At 52.6% G+C, this 16,799-nt stretch carries 10 protein-coding genes; 9 read left to right on the top strand and 1 reads right to left on the bottom strand.

Going from position 1 to position 16,799, the window contains the following annotated elements:
- Window positions 1-51 precede the first annotated feature (51 nt).
- Window positions 52-6,459: an Hpt domain-containing protein gene (locus LC073_RS03310; protein ID WP_264190368.1), complete on the top strand. Its 6,408-nt coding sequence runs from the start codon at window positions 52-54 to the stop codon at window positions 6,457-6,459.
- 39 nt (window positions 6,460-6,498) lie between these two features.
- Window positions 6,499-6,981: a chemotaxis protein CheW gene (locus LC073_RS03305; protein ID WP_226643467.1), complete on the top strand. Its 483-nt coding sequence runs from the start codon at window positions 6,499-6,501 to the stop codon at window positions 6,979-6,981.
- 141 nt (window positions 6,982-7,122) lie between these two features.
- On the opposite strand, the gene LC073_RS03300 is transcribed toward LC073_RS03305, so the two are convergent.
- Window positions 7,123-9,813 carry a penicillin-binding protein 1A gene (locus LC073_RS03300; protein ID WP_226643465.1) on the bottom strand — a complete coding sequence of 897 codons (2,691 nt, stop codon included), beginning with the start codon at window positions 9,811-9,813 and terminating at the stop codon, window positions 7,123-7,125.
- A gap of 147 nt (window positions 9,814-9,960) precedes the next feature.
- Between LC073_RS03300 and LC073_RS03295 the strand changes: the two genes are divergently transcribed.
- The 7 genes from LC073_RS03295 (at window position 9,961) to aroB (ending at window position 16,657) form a co-directional block, all read left to right on the top strand.
- Complete coding sequence (locus LC073_RS03295; protein ID WP_226643463.1) at window positions 9,961-11,037, top strand: pilus assembly protein PilM; 1,077 nt, start codon at window positions 9,961-9,963, stop codon at window positions 11,035-11,037.
- Window position 11,038: 1 nt separating this feature from the next.
- Entirely contained in the window at window positions 11,039-11,614 is a 576-nt protein-coding gene (locus tag LC073_RS03290; protein ID WP_226643461.1) for a PilN domain-containing protein, read from the top strand.
- Window positions 11,615-11,626: 12 nt separating this feature from the next.
- Entirely contained in the window at window positions 11,627-12,247 is a 621-nt protein-coding gene (locus LC073_RS03285) for a type 4a pilus biogenesis protein PilO (RefSeq protein ID WP_226643459.1), read from the top strand.
- Complete coding sequence (locus LC073_RS03280; RefSeq protein ID WP_226643457.1) at window positions 12,244-12,771, top strand: pilus assembly protein PilP; 528 nt, start codon at window positions 12,244-12,246, stop codon at window positions 12,769-12,771. The genes LC073_RS03285 and LC073_RS03280 overlap by 4 nt, the downstream gene beginning before the upstream one ends.
- Window positions 12,771-14,972 carry a type IV pilus secretin PilQ gene (gene pilQ / locus LC073_RS03275; protein ID WP_226643455.1) on the top strand — a complete coding sequence of 734 codons (2,202 nt, stop codon included), beginning with the start codon at window positions 12,771-12,773 and terminating at the stop codon, window positions 14,970-14,972. The genes LC073_RS03280 and pilQ overlap by 1 nt, the downstream gene beginning before the upstream one ends.
- The gene (aroK, locus tag LC073_RS03270; protein WP_319004704.1) at window positions 14,969-15,493 is read left to right on the top strand and encodes a shikimate kinase AroK; all 525 of its coding nucleotides are present in this window, start codon (window positions 14,969-14,971) and stop codon (window positions 15,491-15,493) included. Before pilQ ends, aroK begins: the two co-directional genes overlap by 4 nt.
- 78 nt (window positions 15,494-15,571) lie before the next feature.
- Window positions 15,572-16,657 carry a 3-dehydroquinate synthase gene (aroB, locus tag LC073_RS03265; RefSeq protein WP_226643453.1) on the top strand — a complete coding sequence of 362 codons (1,086 nt, stop codon included), beginning with the start codon at window positions 15,572-15,574 and terminating at the stop codon, window positions 16,655-16,657.
- Window positions 16,658-16,799: the final 142 nt, after the last annotated feature.

The following is a 16,799-nucleotide window of genomic DNA, read 5'->3' as shown; positions in this document are numbered from 1 at the left end:
CAGAGAAAGAATTATTGGGGACTTGGCGTGAGTCACGACAATCCGAACTTCATGGCCCTGGACTGGCTGATAGGTGAAATTAACGAGACCCTGGCGCAAGCGCGTCAATTTCTCGAGACTTTTGCCTCGGATCCGCAAGCCGGCGAGACCCTGCTGCAGAACAGTTTGTCCCTGGTGCACCAGGTACACGGCAGCCTGCATATGGCGCAGCTCGATGGTGCGGCGATGCTGGCTGAAGAGATGGAACATTTGCTTCAGTCACTGGCCGGCGGCACTGTTGAAAATACCGATGAAACGCGCGAGTTTATGATGCGCGCCCTGTTGGAGTTGCCTCTCTATTTGGAGAAGGTGTCATTTCAGCGCAGGGATAACGCGGTATTGTTGCTGCCACTTCTCAACGACTTGCGTGCGGTGCGCCGCGAGCGCCTAATTACCGAAGGCGCGCTCTTCTCTCCAGACCTTTCCTCTTTGAGCCGTATTGCCGGCAAGCGCCAGCCTTTGACCGCGGACAATGCACGCCTGCAGGAACTGGTAGGCAAGCTGCGCAAGATGTACCACGTAGCCGCGGCGGGTTTAATCCGCGATGTGAACAGTGGTGAGAGCCTCTCCTACCTGGTGAAGATTGTCGAAAAACTGCAGCTTCTCTACAGCGGCAGCCGTCGCCAATCCCTATGGGAAGTCCTGCTGGGTATCCTGGAAGCTCTGGCCGATCACCGCATCACTGTGCAACCTGCACTGCGTCATTTGTTGCGCCGTATCGATGTTGAATTCCGCTTGTTGCAGGGTCGTGGTGCCAGGGTACTGGATGCCGAGCTGGACGCCGATTTCCTGTGCAACCTGTTGTTCTATGTTTATTTGGCCGGCCCAAATGGCACTCGTTGTCAGGGCCTTTACCAACGCTTCGCCCTGGATAAGGCCGTGCCGGGCACTCCCAGGCCGGATACCGAAGATGTCCTGGCGATGGGGCCAGATGCACTGGGCACTGCTATAACCGCGCTGCGAGAAGAATTGCAACTGGTGCGCGAGGCCCTGGAACCCAGCGGTGCTGCCTCCGAATTGCCTCCACTCAGTGAGACTGCAACCATAGCCAAGCGGATTGCGGATACTCTCGGTGTACTGGGTCTCGAGGCGCCACGGGGCCGTGCCCGTGGCATCTATGAATGTCTGCGCGATGCCTCGCGCGGTACCGATGTCGAGGAGTACCTGATGCGCGCCGCCGGCGAGCTAGTACAACTTGATTCGGCCCTGGCGGCTACTGTCGATCGCAATAAGCGCTGTGACGATGACCAGCCGATAATGGGGGATGCTACAGACTCGGTGTTGCGCGAAGCGCGCCTGGGCTTGGAGGCGGTAAAAGAGGCGGTCATGGAGTATGTGGCCAGCCATTGGGACATCAGCTATTTGAGCCGCGTGCCCCAGCGCCTGCAAGAAGTCTGCGGCGGACTGGAAATGGTGGGCTACCAGCGTGCGAGCAAAATTATTGCCGCTTGCAACAGCTATATCAGCGACGCACTGATCGACCGGGCAGAGCAGCCTGAGTGGCGTATGCTCGATACCCTGGCCGATGCGATTACCAGTGTTGAATACTATTTGGAGCGCCGTGTCGAGGGCTTGGATGATACCGAAATGCTGCTGGCTCTGGCCGAAGACAGTATTGCTAACCTCGGTATCCCCTTTGTCGTTGAAGAAACTGATGATCCAATAGAAGAGACAGAGTCCGCTCGCGCAAATATGGCGAACGAAGAGGGCAGTGATGTCCTGGAGTTATTGACACCGGAAATTTTCGATACTGCGGACTCTGACGAGAGTGACGAAAATAAAGCGTTAGAGCGATCCTCCACCGTAATCTCCGGGCAAATTGAGACGGAGATCGCGACAGCTCCAATCGTTGATTCGCCGGCGGAAACTCATGGGTTTGAGTTAGGGGAAACTTCTGTTTCAGAAGTTTCCGTTACTGAAGAAAATCGCAGCAATGAAGATGCTTGGTTCACACCGGCTGAAGAGCCTCTTGAACCTGAGTTGATCTCCGAGGCCCCGGCAATAGCGACTGAGGACTATGTTTCGGTAGTACCGGCGGTTGAGAGTGAAGATACGCTGTTGCCAGCCGAGACTGAGCTGCTTGAGGAGACTGACCCGACTGCAGAAACGGTTGAGAGCGAGCCACAGCAGCTTGTCGAGGACAGTGAGAGTTTAATCGATGATGAGATCATCGAAATATTCCTCGAAGAGGCCAACGAAGTACTCGCCCATATCGGCAACTATTTCCCGGAATGGGCGGCCAATTTTGCCAACACAGATGCCTTGGTGGAGTTCCGCCGCGGCTTCCACACCCTGAAGGGTTCCGGCCGCATGGTCGAGGCACTGGATATCGGCGAGTTGGCCTGGGCAGTGGAGAATATGCTCAATCGGGTAATCGATGACAGCATCAAGCCTGAGCGGGCTCATGTGTTGTTGATTGAACGGGTATACCAGAAGTTGCCATCGATGGTCGAGGCATTCCGCCTCCGTGAGGGTGACCCGGATAAGTCCCTTACCCTGCAGTTGCAGGCTTGGGCGGAGCAGCTCAGCCAGGGGCATATCCCTTCAGAGCTACTGGCTGAGGATGCAAATACAGTACCCCTGGCAACTGCTGATGAAGAGGAGTGCAACGATGAGCGGGCGCAGTTGTGGGAAATTTTTGCCCAAGAGGCAGAAACTCACCTAAGCGTTGTCGATGACTACCTCGCGGATATGCGTGCAGCAGCCCCGGTTTACGGCGTGCCCAGCGATCCCCTGCACCGTGCCCTGCACACACTGAAGGGCTCCGCACATATGGCGGAGGTCAAGGTGGTCGCCGAGATGATGGCGCCTTTGGAGCGCTTCGCCAAAGAGTTGCGTATTTACCAGGTGCCTATCGATGCGGATATCTTCGATCTGATCGGTGATGGTGCTAGTTACGTGCGTCAGGTTTTGGCTCAGATCCGCGCTGAAGAGCCCCTCGTGGTCGAGAGAGCCGAGCAATTCCTCGCTCGCGTCGCTGAGTTGCAGGAACGCTCTGTGGGTCATCTGATCCGCGAGCGCGAAGCCAATGAGCCGAGAGCCGTAGATCCACAACTTCTTGAAGTATTGATGGCTGACGGTATGCGTGTCCTGCTGGATGCAGACCAGATGCTCAATCAATGGCGTGCAAATCCCACCGATCAATCCCAGGTAAGTGAAGTAGCCGAAGAACTCCATGTTCTGCAGGAGGCAGCCAGTCGCGCTCAGTTACCAACCCTGGCAGAGCTGGCACAGCTACTGCTGGAGGTTTATCACAAAGTTTTGGATGGTCAGTTAGAGGAAGAGCCCGCCCTGTGGGCTTCCCTTGAGCAGGGCCACAATGAGCTACTGGACCTTGTCGATGCGGTCGCCGCCGCCCAGGACTTGCCCGAGGTCAGCGAGGCGGTTGAGGAGGCATTGCGCTATCTGGCAGAAGGCGAGCCGAGCGAAGAAACTCACGAGGAAGACTACGACCTGAGCGAACTGGGTATTGAGGCCCAACCCTTCGACTTGGTCGATATAGACACTGTAGTGGAGGAGCAAGGGGATTCCGCCGAGGAGGTGCAAGCTCCCGCACTGGAATTGGAATCTGCTTCTGAGGTGGTTTCTGAAACTCTGTTGGATGTCGAACTGGAGTCCGCACATTCAATTGAGCTCGAAAACGTTGATGCCCCAGTGGCAGAGGTGACGGTAGAAAGTGCTGAGGAACCCGAGGAAGTTTCGTCCGAGCCGGCCCTGGAAGATTTGTATGAGGCACTGTTTGAGCTGACTGAATCCAGTGCGGCCTATGATGATGAGGCTGGTGCACCTGCTCAGAGTGCGCCAGAGCCGAGACAGGAAGGTTGGGATTCTTCTCTTAGCATACCCGATGCTGACAATGTGCCTGCATCGCAAGTGAACCCTGTAGAGCAGCAGCGTCTGCTGGCGGAAATCGATCCCGATGTGGTCGATGTGTTTATGGAAGAGGCTGGCGATCTCACCGATGAGTTGGAGGAGTTGATCCAGGCTTGGGAAGATACCCCACATAGCATCGAGCATGCTGAGGCGCTCAAACGAGTGTTGCATACCTTCAAGGGTGGCGCTCGTATGGCCGGCTTAATGGGGCTTGGCGAAGTAGCGCACCGCTTTGAAACCGCGATTGAGGGCATGCGCGGTATTGTTAAGCCCTCGGCACAATTCTTTAGTGACGCACATTTTACCCATGACCGAATTGCCGATGGCGTGGAAACGGTGCGCGCCTGGATGGTGGGCGAGCAGCTGGAGGCATTTGTCCAGCTCATCAGCACAGACTGGGCGGATAGCGGGGCGTCGATAAACAATGCGTTTGAAACTGTCGGTCAAGAAATAGCAGGAGAGGATTTCCCCAACACTGAGGTTGGATTGGAAGTTTTCTCTGATGAATCCCATGGAGAAGTTGACGATCGGGAACTATTGCCTGCTATTGGTGGTGAGAGCCTAGCCTCTGAGTTGAGGCCAGGGCCCACCGAATTACTGCCAGAGCCTGTGCAAACAGCGGATGCCGGCAATGTTCTGCCATTTATCCGCAAGCCTGGAGGGGGGCAAAATGAAGTGTCCGCGCCCACCAGGAACCAACCTCAGGAAATGGTGCGGGTTGCAGCGGAGCTACTGGAAGAGCTGGTAAACCTGGCCGGTGAGACCGCTATTTCCCGAGGCCGTCTCGAAGAGCAGATGAGTGAGTTTGGCCTGGCCCTCGATGAGATGGACTCAACCCTGTTGCGCCTTAACGAGCAGCTGCGCCGTCTGGATCGGGAGACTGAGGCGCAAATCCTGTTCCGCCAGGAGCAGCTGGCCGAACAGGATGGTGATTTTGATCCGCTGGAGATGGACCGTTACTCATCTATCCAGCAGCTGTCCCGCTCTCTGCTGGAATCCACCTCCGACTTGATGGAGCTGCGCTCCACCCTGGATAACAAGGCCCGCGATACAGAGACGCTGTTGTTGCAACAGTCTCGTGTAAACACTGAGCTGCAAGAGGGGTTGATGCGTAGCCGCATGGTGCCCTTCTCGCGTCTGGTGCCCAGGCTGCGCCGTATTGTACGCCAGGTGAGTGCTGAGCTCGGTAAGCAAGTGGAGCTGGTGTTCTCCAACGTGGAGGGGGAACTGGACAGATCCATGCTGGAACGCATGGTGGCGCCCCTGGAGCATATGCTGCGCAATGCGGTAGACCACGGCATTGAAATGCCTGATATACGTCGCGCGGCGGGCAAGGCCGAGCGCGGGCGCATTGATGTGGTCCTGACCCGTGAGGGCAGTGAAGTGGTACTGACTATCCGCGACGACGGAGCCGGGGTAAACCTGATCCGTGTGAGGGAAAAGGCGGTAGAAAACGGCCTGATGCGCGCGGATGCGGAGCTTTCCAATAGCGAAATATTGCAGTTCATCCTACAGGCGGGTTTCACCACCGCGGAAAAAGTAACCCAAATTTCCGGCCGCGGTGTGGGTATGGATGTGGTTTCCGCCGAGCTCAAGCAGATCGGCGGCAGTGTGCATATCAATTCCGAGGCGGGTGCCGGCACGGAATTTGTCGTACGTCTGCCGTTCACGGTATCGGTTAACCGCGCGCTAATGGTGAAGATTGGCGAGGATCTATTCGCTCTGCCACTCAATACCATTGAGGGTATTGTGAGGCTCAGCCCCTTTGAGTTGGAGCACTATTACCGCTCTAGCGATGCTCGCTTTGAGTATGCCGGCGAACTGTATGAGGTGAACTACTTCGGCACCCTGTTAAAGTCTGGTGCCCAGCCGAAGCTCAGTGTCGATGACATGCAGTTACCGGTATTGCTGGTGCGCTCCGAAGGCCACGCCATGGCCCTGCAGGTGGATGCTATCCGCGGTAGCCGCGAGATTGTAGTGAAAGGCCTTGGCCCGCAGTTTGCCGGAGTACAGGGGGTCTCCGGAGCCACCGTAACTGGTGATGGCAGTGTGGTGGTGATTCTCGATGCCCACGCCCTCTTGCGTCGCCAGGTAACCGAGTTGGCACGCCCGGATATGCCGCAGCTGCAATTACAAACAGAACAACAGCCTGAGCGGGAAGAACGCCAGCAGACCGTTATGGTGGTGGACGATTCCGTTACCGTACGCAAGGTGACCACACGCTTCCTGGAACGCGAGGGTTATCTGGTAAGTACAGCCAAAGATGGTCAGGATGCGGTGATTCAGTTGCAGGATAAAGTTCCGGATCTAATTCTGCTGGATATTGAGATGCCGCGTATGGACGGCTTTGAAGTGGCGCGCCATATCCGCTCTAGCAGCCGTCTGCGTGATATTCCTATCGTGATGATCACCTCCCGTACTGGCAGTAAGCACCGCGATCACGCTATGTCCCTTGGCGTCAATCATTACCTCGGTAAACCTTACCAGGAGGATGTATTGCTCGAGGCAATTCGCGAATATACCGGCACTTCGGCCGTTGGCAGCTGAGCGGCTAAGAAATGAAAGGCTATATGCAAGAGGTAGGCAATGAGTGAAGTTGAAGCGCTGCCACTAGATGTTCCTCAGGAGGTGAGCAGCTTGCTGTTGCCCTTACAGCGGAGACAGATGTTGGTGCCTGTAGAGAGTCTATCCGAGGTGATCGCCATGCAGGTACCAATGGCAGTCTACGATGTGCCCGAGTGGTACCTCGGGGATCTGGTCTGGCGTGAGCAACGGCTGCCGTTGCTGTCTTTTGATGTGATGCGCGGAGAAGCGCTCGGTGGTTCTTCAGAGAGCGCCCGTATCGCGGTGCTCAATAGCGGTAATCCCAATGGGGATCTACCTTATTTCGCCCTGGTACTACAGGGCACACCGCGCCTTGTTCGCGTGAAGCCTGATGAACTGGCACTACGCGAACATACCTTGAACCCTGGGGAGTTGATGCATGTGGCGCTTTCTGGTGAAGAGGCAGTTATTCCCGATTTGCAGGGGTTGGAGCGGGCTTGTATCAGATACCGAGAGTCGGATTAATGGCAGAATAACATGTAGTGGGCATGCCTCTGTAGGACAAGCAATTAGAAAAAGAACGATAAAAGTAAAGGGGCCATAGGCCCCTTTACTTTTATCGGCCAACCCACTCATTGAATGGGCTTTGCGGCTGACATTTATGTTTTAGAACAACTCTTCCGGTGGGGGTTCGCTCGGCTGATCACGGCCGGGCATATCCATATCCTCATCGGTGTATCGGGAGCGGTAGGGGTTGTAGGCTTCCCGGCCAGGCACCCTATTGGCACGGAATATCTCAAACATGCCGCCATAGGAGGTGCGCAGACCGTTCTTGGGGTTGATACGCACGGTCACAATGCCATCAGGTTGGGGCAAATGGCGTTCTGGTAATCCCTCCAGGGCAGCGCTCATAAAATCTATCCAGATAGGCAGCGCCGCAGAGCCGCCGTATTCATTCTTGCCCAGCTCGCCATAGGAGTCGAAACCCACCCAGGCACTGGTGGCTAGGTAGGGGCTGTAACCCGAGAACCAGGCGTCCCGTGGGCCGTTGGTAGTACCCGTTTTGCCGGCGATATCGCCGCGTTTCATAACGAGAGCACGGCGCCCGGTACCTTTTTTAATCACGTCCTTGAGAATGGAATCCATGATGTATGCAGTTTCAGGAGTCATGGCGCGCGGTGCCAGGGGGCGTGCCTGGGGCTCGGATGAATCCAGTGGGCCCACAGGGAGAACTTTCAGCTCGGGAGGCTCTTTACCTTGGTCTGGCCCCTCCTCACCCGCCTGTATTGCCGTAAGGTCCAGAGGCTCCTCTTTGTGGAAATCACGTGGTTTGTTGCCTGGCTCAGGGCAGTCATTGCATACCGTGAGGGGCAGGGCCTGGTATAGGGTTTCCCCGTTTACGTCCAGAACCCGGTCTACCAGGTAGGGCTCCACGCGATAGCCGCCATTGGCGAAGGCGGCGTAACCTCGCACCATTTCCAGTGGGGTTAGAGCGGAACTGCCTAGGGCTATGGTTAGGTTGCGTGCCAACTTGCTGCGGTCAAAGCCAAAGCCCTCGACAAAACCGAGGGTGTAGTCGAGCCCCAGTGCTTGCAGCAGGCGAATAGATACCATGTTACGCGACTTATACAAAGCCATACGTAAGCGAGTCGGGCCTAGGAAGGTACCGCCATCGTTCTCGGGACGCCACACATCTTGCAAGTTGGTTTCCTCGAAAATGATTGGCGCATCGTTAATTACACTGGCGGCTGTATAGCCTCGTTCGATAGCCGAGGCATAGATAAACGGCTTGAAGCTGGAACCTGGCTGCCGCGCCGCTTGGGTGACCCGGTTGAAATGGCTCTGACGGAAATCGTACCCTCCCACCAAGGCCCGTATAGCCCCGTCCTGGGGATCGATAGAGACCAGGGCGCCCTGGGCTGAGGGCACCTGGGTTAGCTCCCATTCCTCTGTAATTTGCGTTTCCTGGGGGTTGGAATTGCTTTCCTCGGATTCGGCAAATGGGTCGGTTTGGGGGCTGTCCTCAAATGTGCTAACAAGTTGCGTGGAGTCACCTGTATCGGTAGCTTCATCCTGGTTGCCGATAACCTCTGTATGTTTTACTTCTATTCGGCGCAGGCGCACCACATCGCCGGGCGCAAACATCTTCTCTGCGGATTGCAAGCGTGGCCCCCGAGAGCTCTCTGTGACATAGGGGCGAATAGAATCCAGTCCATTCTCCCAAGGGACCTCTACAACACGGCGGTCGCGAAGCTGCACTTGTAAAAGCTTGGGTTCCACTGCAGTAACCACCCCCGGCTCGAGTCCACCGAGCACAGGAATTTCATTGAGCAGATCTATTAATTGGTCGCTATCGTGCAATAGTTCTGGTGGTAAACGCTGCTCAGGGCCACGATATCCGTGGCGTGCATCGTAGGTCTCAAGACCATGTTGCAGTGCCTTGCGGGCCTGGTCCTGAAGGCGGCTGTTGATCGTGGTGATGACCTGGTAGCCATCGGTATAGGCACTGTCACCAAATAGATCCACAGCCTCCTTACGCGCCATCTCGGCGATATAGGGAGCATCCAGATCCAAATCACGACTGTGGTAGCTGGCAGTTACTGGGGCGGTAATGGAATGCTTGTACTCATCCTGGTCGATATATCCCAGATCTAGCATGCGCTTCAAGATCCAGTTGCGGCGTACCAGGGCTCGGGAAGGGTTGGCGATGGGGTTGAAAGTGGAGGGGGCCTTGGGTAACCCCGCCATCATCGCCCATTGCGCCATACTCAGGTCTTTGATATCCCGACCGTAGTAAACATGTGCAGCTGCCTGGAAGCCATAGGCGCGGTTGCCTAGGAAAATTTTGTTGATATAGAGTTCCAGAATCTCATCTTTGCTGAGTTCGCGCTCAATCTGCAGCGATAAAAGGATCTCGTTGAATTTGCGGATAAAGCGCTGTTCGCGACTCAGGAAAAAGTTGCGCGCCACCTGCATCGTCAATGTGCTGCCGCCGGACTGAATGGTGCCAGTCTGCACCAGTTGCGATGCCGCACGCATCAGGCCCCTAATAGATACCCCACTGTGGGTGTAGAAACTCGCATCCTCAGCCGCCAGGATAGCCTTGATAAAAGGTTCCGGCGTTTGCTCTATGGTGATGGGGTTGCGGCGCTTCTCCCCAAATTCGCCAATCAGTTTCATGTCCTGTGAGTAGACCCGTAATGGGGTCTGCAGGCGGATGTCGCGCAGGCTTTCGACTGAGGGCAGCCCGGGTTTCAAATAGAGGTAAATGCTGGCGAAAACCATGGCTGTGCCAGCTGTTCCGGCGAGGCAGAGCCAGAGCAGTGCTAGTAGACGATTTCGGGCTTTTACTGTCATGAAACTGCTTCTGTGTACTTCATTTGTGTGATTCGGTGAATAATTATACGAATATTGTGCGCTATTACCTATGCAAATGCCGGTTGAAGCGGTAATTTAAAGTGCTATAACATCAAACTTTCATAACCCACGGAAAAGATAAGAAAAATGGGGATTTTCCCTTTTCTGGATAAAGGCCCAAAGGCCATGTTGGGACTGGATATTAGCTCGACTGCAGTAAAGTTGCTGGAGCTAAGTCGCAATGGCGATAAATATCGAGTCGAAAGTTACGCCGTGGAACCTCTGCCACCAAATGCGGTAGTGGACAAGAACATCAATGATGTCGGTGCCACAGCGGAAGCGATCCGCAAAGTAGTGCGCCGTTCCAAGACCCGCTTGCGCCGCGCGGCTGTAGCCGTATCCGGTTCTGCTGTGATCACCAAAACCCTGGAAATGCCCGCAGACCTCTCCGATGAGGATTTGGAAGCGCGTATCGCCCTGGAAGCGGATCAATACATTCCTTATCCCCTCGAAGAGGTGAGCCTTGACTTCGAAGTACAGGGGCCTTCTGAGAAGGGTAATGATCAGGTGGAGGTGCTGCTGGCGGCGTGCCGCAGCGAAAATATCGAGCAGCGGGTTTCAGCCCTCGGTGAGGCCGAGCTGGAGGCTGGTGTTGTCGATGTTGAAGCCTATGCCATTGAACGCACTTATACCTTGCTGGAGGATCAGTTTCCTCCTCAGGAGCAGCTGGTTGTTGCGGTAGTAGATATCGGTGCGACCATGAGCGCTTTGTCCGTATTGGTAGATGGCAAGACAGTTTACACTCGTGAACAGCTTTTCGGTGGTCGCCAGCTCACAGATGAGATACAGCGGCGCTACGGCCTCTCCGCCGAGGAGGCATCCCTGGCTAAACATCAGGGGGGCAGTGGGCTACCAGATGACTACTTTGCCGAGGTATTGGAACCGTTCCGCGATGCGGTTATTCAGCAAGTTACCCGTGCACTGCAGTTTTTTTACTCCTCGACCTCTTATAGCGATGTTGATTACATACTACTTAGTGGTGGTGTTGCCGCAATGGAAGGGCTGCCCGGCCTGGTCGGCGAAAAGTTGGGTAAACCGACTGTAGTGGCCAATCCCTTCTACAAAATGGCGACCTCTTCAAAGGTGAATCAAAAGGCACTCGCTAAAGAGGCCCCGGGCCTGATGATCGCTGCAGGACTCGCCATGCGGGAGAAGGACTACTGAGATGGCTAAAATTAATCTACTCCCCTGGCGTCAGGAATATCGAGCACAGAAGCAGAAAGAATTTCAGCAGGTACTAGTGCTGGTAATTATGGCTGCGGCGTTGTCGGTTTTTTTGTGGATGAAAACGGTTGACCAACAGGTTGCCTTGCAAAATGAGCGCAACCAGATATTGCAGGTCAAGATTGACGCGCTCAATAAACAAGTAAGCGAAATTAAGGATCTGAAAAAGCGTCGCCAGGAATTGATCGATCGTATGCGCGTTATTCAGGAGCTTCAGGGGAACCGCCCTCTGGCAGTGCGTTATTTTGATGAGCTGGTACAGGCAACTCCGGAAGGACTTTGGCTGACCTCCCTTGAGCGTAAGGGAAATGGCCTAAGTGTGTCTGGAATCGCCGAGTCAAATAATCGGGTCTCCTCCTTTATGCGCAACCTGGATCAGTCGAACTGGTATGAATCCCCCAATCTCACCGATGTCACCGCAAGCCCAGCTTTTGGCGAACAGGCCAGCGCATTCCAGCTCACCGTGCATTTAAGCGGGCGCAAGAGTAAAGATGAAGGTCATGGCGTGGCCAACTAAAGGGAAATAAAAATGGCATTGGCGGATACGCTTAAACAGCTTCAAGAGCTGGATGTTAATGATTTAGATTTTAGCCGTATGGGAGTTTGGCCTCTAGCAGGGCGTTTAACTCTATTAGTGCTAGTTGTCGCTGTCTTGGCTTGTGCAGGTTATTACGCTTGGGTGGGAGATCTTTACGATAAGCTCGAGTTTGCCAGTAAAAAAGAGCAAGAATTATTCGGTCAGTTTGAGCAAAAACAATTTGAGGCTGCCAATCTGGATGCTTATCGTGCCCAGCTTGTGGAAATGGAGGAAACTTTTGGTGCTTTATTAAAGCAATTGCCGAAGGACACAGAAGTTCCTGGATTGCTTGAAGATATTGATGAATATGGGCGAGGCAGCGGATTAGCGATCGAAAAAGTGGAACTGGAAAAAGAGTTGGTAGGTGAGTTTTATGTTGAATTACCTATCAAGATACAAGTTCAAGGTGGATATCACGAATTTGGATCGTTTATTAGTGGAATAGCCGGTATGCCAAGGATTGTGACATTGCATGATTTCACTATCTCTACCAACCGAGATGGTGCTGGCATGCTCAACATGTTAATTAATGCGAAGACCTATCGCTATAAGGATCAGGGAGAGGAGGGATGAAAAAGTACCTTTTCCCTGCGTGTCTCTTGGTTACCTCAGGGTGTAGTTTAAATACCGATCATAGTGATTTATTTGAAAAAATGGCTGAAGTTGAGCGTAGGCCAAAGGGACAAATAGAGCCAATACCTACTTTTACTCCCTATAGCCCGTATGTTTATAGTGCAACAGCAATGCGAAGCCCTTTCGCTAGACCAGTGCTTGAATCAGAGCAGAGATTAGTTGGCCGAAGACTAGACATAGCACCTGATATGAGTCGGCAGCGTGAATTATTGGAGCGAATTAATTTTGATGCTTTATCCATGGTTGGCACTTTGTCGAGGGATGGGCAGTTGTGGGCTTTGATTGATGATGGCGAAGGCGGGATTCATAGAGTAACCGTGGGTAATTACTTGGGGAAAAATCACGGGAGAGTGGTGAATACAACAGCTTCACAGCTCGATGTATTGGAAATTGTGCCAGATGGCACTGGTGGCTGGATAGAGAGGCCGCGAGCACTGACGTTGAAAGAAAAGGGCAACGGATAATGATTAACAAGCAGTTCGCTAAGTGTTTGGCGCCGTTTCAGCTTTTGCTGTTCGCCATCATAATGATGATACCTGTGGCGCTGCAAGCCCAGGCCAACCAGTTGAACGATATACAGTTTTCTGAGTTGCCCGGCAGTCGCGTACAGCTACGTTTAACCTTTAGTGATGTACCTCCAGAGCCCACGGGTTATACGATTGAGCAACCTGCGCGGATTGTGATGGACTTTGCTGGCGTCGAGAGTGCACTGCCCCAAAAAAAGTTCTCGCTTGGAATAGGTGGGGCAAGAAGTGCGGTAGTTGTTTCTAATGATGCCCGTACTCGACTTATTGTGAATTTGGATCAGCTGCCCATCTATACCAGTGAGCGCAAAGGCAATCAACTGATAATGGAGATTGGAGCAAATACTGCAACTACAGGGGCAGTCGCAGCTTTGCCTAGTGAAGTTTCTCATGATGGCGGATTGGATTTGGGGGGGGAGAAAAATTTTCGCGCATTAGATTCTATCGCGGTGAACAATGTTGATTTTCGTCGCGGAGAAGAAGGGGAAGGTAAAGTTATCGTTAGTCTTTCCAACCCGGCCGTAAATATTGATGTTGAGCGTACCAACGGCAAAATCTATTTAACCTTTCTGGGTGCAGAATTGCCTGAATCTCTTCGCCAGCGACTTGATGTGACCGACTTTGCAACCCCAGTAAATGCGATTACGGTAGATAGCGATGGTCACAATACCGTAATTGCTGTTGATCCTACAGACACAGATTATGATTATCTTGCATATCAAGCGGATAACCAGTATGTACTTAGTGTAAAGCCCCTGTCAGCAGCGGAAATTCGTGAGAAGGAAAAAGAGTTTCAATTCACAGGGAAAAAGCTCTCTCTAAACTTCCAAGATATTGAAGTTCGCTCTGTACTACAAATTATTGCTGATTTTACTGATCTCAATTTAGTAGCCAGTGATACAGTTCAGGGTCGCATTACTCTGCGTCTTGATGGAGTGCCGTGGGATCAAGCCCTGACTCTGATTCTTAAGGCCAAGGGCTTGGATAAACGCCAGGAAGGTAGTGTTATCATGGTGGCTCCTGCTGCTGAAATTGCTGAGCGTGAGCGGCAGGAGCTAGAAACTCGTAAGCAACTCGAAGAGTTGGCACCGCTGCGTACTGAATATATTGCGGTTCGCTATGCTGATGCGGGTGAACTATTCAATTTATTTTCCGGAAAAGGCAGCGATGCCTCAGGTCAAGGTGGCTTTGCAGGGGGAGGCGCTGATGGCGCTAATAAAAATGCGAGTATTCTTTCATCGAGAGGTAGTGCCATTGTTGATGAACGTACAAACACAATTATTCTCACCGATACGGAAGAAAAAATTGCCCAATTTCGTGAGCTGATAGAAGTTATTGATGTTCCAATCCGACAGGTCATGATTGAGGCTCGAATCGTCACTGCCAATACTGATTTTAAACGAGAGCTTGGTGTGACCTGGGATTATATTGGTACAACTGAGCTCACTGACGAAGCCCTCGGAGTTGTTTCAGGAAGTCAAAATGGAGTAGGGGTAGGCGGTACAGGACAGAATCTTGAGACAACACTAAGCGGACACCATCCTTTAATGGTAGACCTAGGGGTTGCATCTCGAGCGGGTAATATTGCATACGCAATATTAAAAAATGATTTCTACTTGGGCCTGGAGCTCTCTGCGATGGAAGATGTGGGTATGGCAGAAATCGTATCACAGCCGAAAGTTGTAACGGGAGATAAGCAGGAAGCAACGATTCAATCGGGGGTGGAAATACCTTATCTTGAAGCTACCTCTTCAGGTGCCGCTTCGGTAACATTCCGTGAAGCGGTACTTGAACTTCAGGTTCTTCCCCAAATTACCCCGGACAACAATATTATTATGGCGTTGAATATTGAACAGAATTCTGTTGGTGATTACTTTAGTGTTAGTAGCAGTAACCAAATTCCATCTATTAACGTGAATACTTTACAAACAAAAGTGCTGGTGGGTAATGGAGAAACTATCGTCCTCGGCGGAGTTTTTGAGAGTAATATGCTCGAAGGAGAAACTAAAGTTCCTCTATTGGGAGATATTCCATACCTGGGTAATTTATTCAAGAAAACTATTAGAACCGATGATAAGCGCGAGATACTGATGTTTATTACCCCCCGTATCATAGAAAACGAGACTTTATTATCTAAGTGATTAACCGCTCCATCTTTCTTGTCGGCCCTATGGGGGCGGGCAAATCTACGATCGGCAAATTGTTGGCGGCTCAATTACAGCTGCCTTTTGCCGATACCGATAAGGTGCTGGAAGAACGCACAGGGGCAGATATTCCCTGGATATTTGATGTCGAGGGCGAAGCTGGTTTCCGTCGCCGCGAAAGTGAAGTTCTGGAAGAGCTCTGTCAGGGCGTCTGCCAGGTTATTGGCACCGGTGGCGGGATCGTTCTTTTAGAGGAAAACCGGAGACTGCTACAAAAGTTTGGTCATGTGGTTTACCTGCAGGCCGGGGTGGAGCAGCTTTTAGAGCGCACTTCCAAGAACAGCAATCGCCCGCTTTTACGAGTGCCCAATCCTCGCGCGCGCATAGAAGAAATTTTGCATGAGCGCGCCCCTCTTTACCGTGAAGTAGCGGATGTTATCTGCGACACTGATGACCTAACCCCCAAGCAAGCATCAGCCCTGGTCACTGAGCGTCTTCTGGCAAGCCTCTCCCAATAACCTTTTTTCACTCTGTGCTAAAGTGCGTCTCATTAACTCAATGCGTTACTTATTGGCGCTAGTGGGAAGGAGAGTATTGTGCACTGTTTTAATGTGGAGCTGGGGGAGCGCAGTTACCCCATTGTGATTGGGTCCAAGTTACTTGGAGACTCTCAATACCTGCTGCCTTATATCCGCGGGCGCCAGATCTGTGTGGTAACTAATGAGACTGTAGCCCCCTTGTATTTATCCCGATTACTGCAGGGTCTCTCTGATTTCGATAAGGTGGATGTGGTCGAGCTACCCGATGGGGAGGCCTTTAAAACCCTGGATACCATCAATCGAATTTTCGATACTCTATTGGAGCAGAGGCACAACCGCACTACCACGCTCATTGCACTTGGTGGCGGCGTTGTGGGGGATATGTGTGGTTTTGCCGCTGCCTGCTACCAGCGCGGTGTCGATTTCATCCAGGTGCCCACCACACTCCTTGCCCAAGTGGACTCCTCTGTCGGGGGGAAGACGGGCGTCAATCACCCTCTGGGCAAAAATATGATTGGGGCTTTTTACCAGCCCCGATTGGTACTTGCCGATATGGATACTTTGGGGACTTTGCCAGACCGTGAGTTCTCTGCTGGTATTGCGGAGGTGATTAAGTACGGATTGATATGCGATGCACCATTTTTTCACTGGATTGAAACTAATATCGATGCGCTGTTATCCCGAGACCCCAAGGCCTTGGCTTATGCGGTGGATCGATGTTGTCGGGATAAGGCGGAAGTTGTCGCCAGTGATGAACGAGAGGCCGGTCGGCGCGCCATATTGAATTTTGGTCATACCTTTGGGCATGCGATAGAGGCAGTGCAAGGCTACGGGCGCTGGTTGCATGGTGAGGCAGTGTCTGCTGGAATGATGATGGCCTTGGAGCTCTCGCATTTACAGGGGAGTGTGGACAACGAATTAATCCAACGTGTTCGTAAGCTGCTGCAAAAGGCGCAGCTGCCTCAGGAGTCTCCTGCCGACATGAGTGTCGATGATTTTCTCGAAGCTATGCAGTTAGATAAGAAAGTATTGGATGGCAGGTTGCGACTGGTGCTACTAAGGTCCCTGGGAGATGCGAAAGTTGTCGATGATACGCCTAGAGAGAAAGTTATAGATGCGCTAAGGAACTGTGGTGCCAGATGACAGGCTCTTCGCGAATGCTCCTTCTCAGGGAGCGCGGTCATTTATAATTCAGTGTATAGGAAATAAATCTGACTTATTTTTGTTTGACAGTTAAAAAAACTGTGAAACATTGAAAAAGTAGTGACAAGCAAGTAATATTGCG

The sequence above is a fragment of the Microbulbifer variabilis genome, assembly GCF_020524905.1.
In the GTDB taxonomy this organism is placed as follows: Bacteria; Pseudomonadota; Gammaproteobacteria; order Pseudomonadales; family Cellvibrionaceae; genus Microbulbifer; species Microbulbifer variabilis_A.
This window is presented reverse-complemented; position numbering and strand designations above follow the sequence as displayed.

Bases quoted from the DNA above. Each gene is read 5' to 3' on its own strand.
- LC073_RS03280 (WP_226643457.1), top strand. From the start codon at position 12,244: ATGAAAAAGTACCTTTTCCCTGCGTGTCTCTTGGTTACCTCAGGGTGT.
- pilQ (WP_226643455.1), top strand. From the start codon at position 12,771: ATGATTAACAAGCAGTTCGCTAAGTGTTTGGCGCCGTTTCAGCTTTTG.
- LC073_RS03295 (WP_226643463.1), top strand. From the start codon at position 9,961: ATGGGGATTTTCCCTTTTCTGGATAAAGGCCCAAAGGCCATGTTGGGA.
- LC073_RS03290 (WP_226643461.1), top strand. From the start codon at position 11,039: ATGGCTAAAATTAATCTACTCCCCTGGCGTCAGGAATATCGAGCACAG.
- LC073_RS03305 (WP_226643467.1), top strand. From the start codon at position 6,499: ATGAGTGAAGTTGAAGCGCTGCCACTAGATGTTCCTCAGGAGGTGAGC.
- LC073_RS03310 (WP_264190368.1), top strand. From the start codon at position 52: ATGGCCCTGGACTGGCTGATAGGTGAAATTAACGAGACCCTGGCGCAA.
- LC073_RS03300 (WP_226643465.1), bottom strand. From the start codon at position 9,813: ATGACAGTAAAAGCCCGAAATCGTCTACTAGCACTGCTCTGGCTCTGC.
- LC073_RS03285 (WP_226643459.1), top strand. From the start codon at position 11,627: ATGGCATTGGCGGATACGCTTAAACAGCTTCAAGAGCTGGATGTTAAT.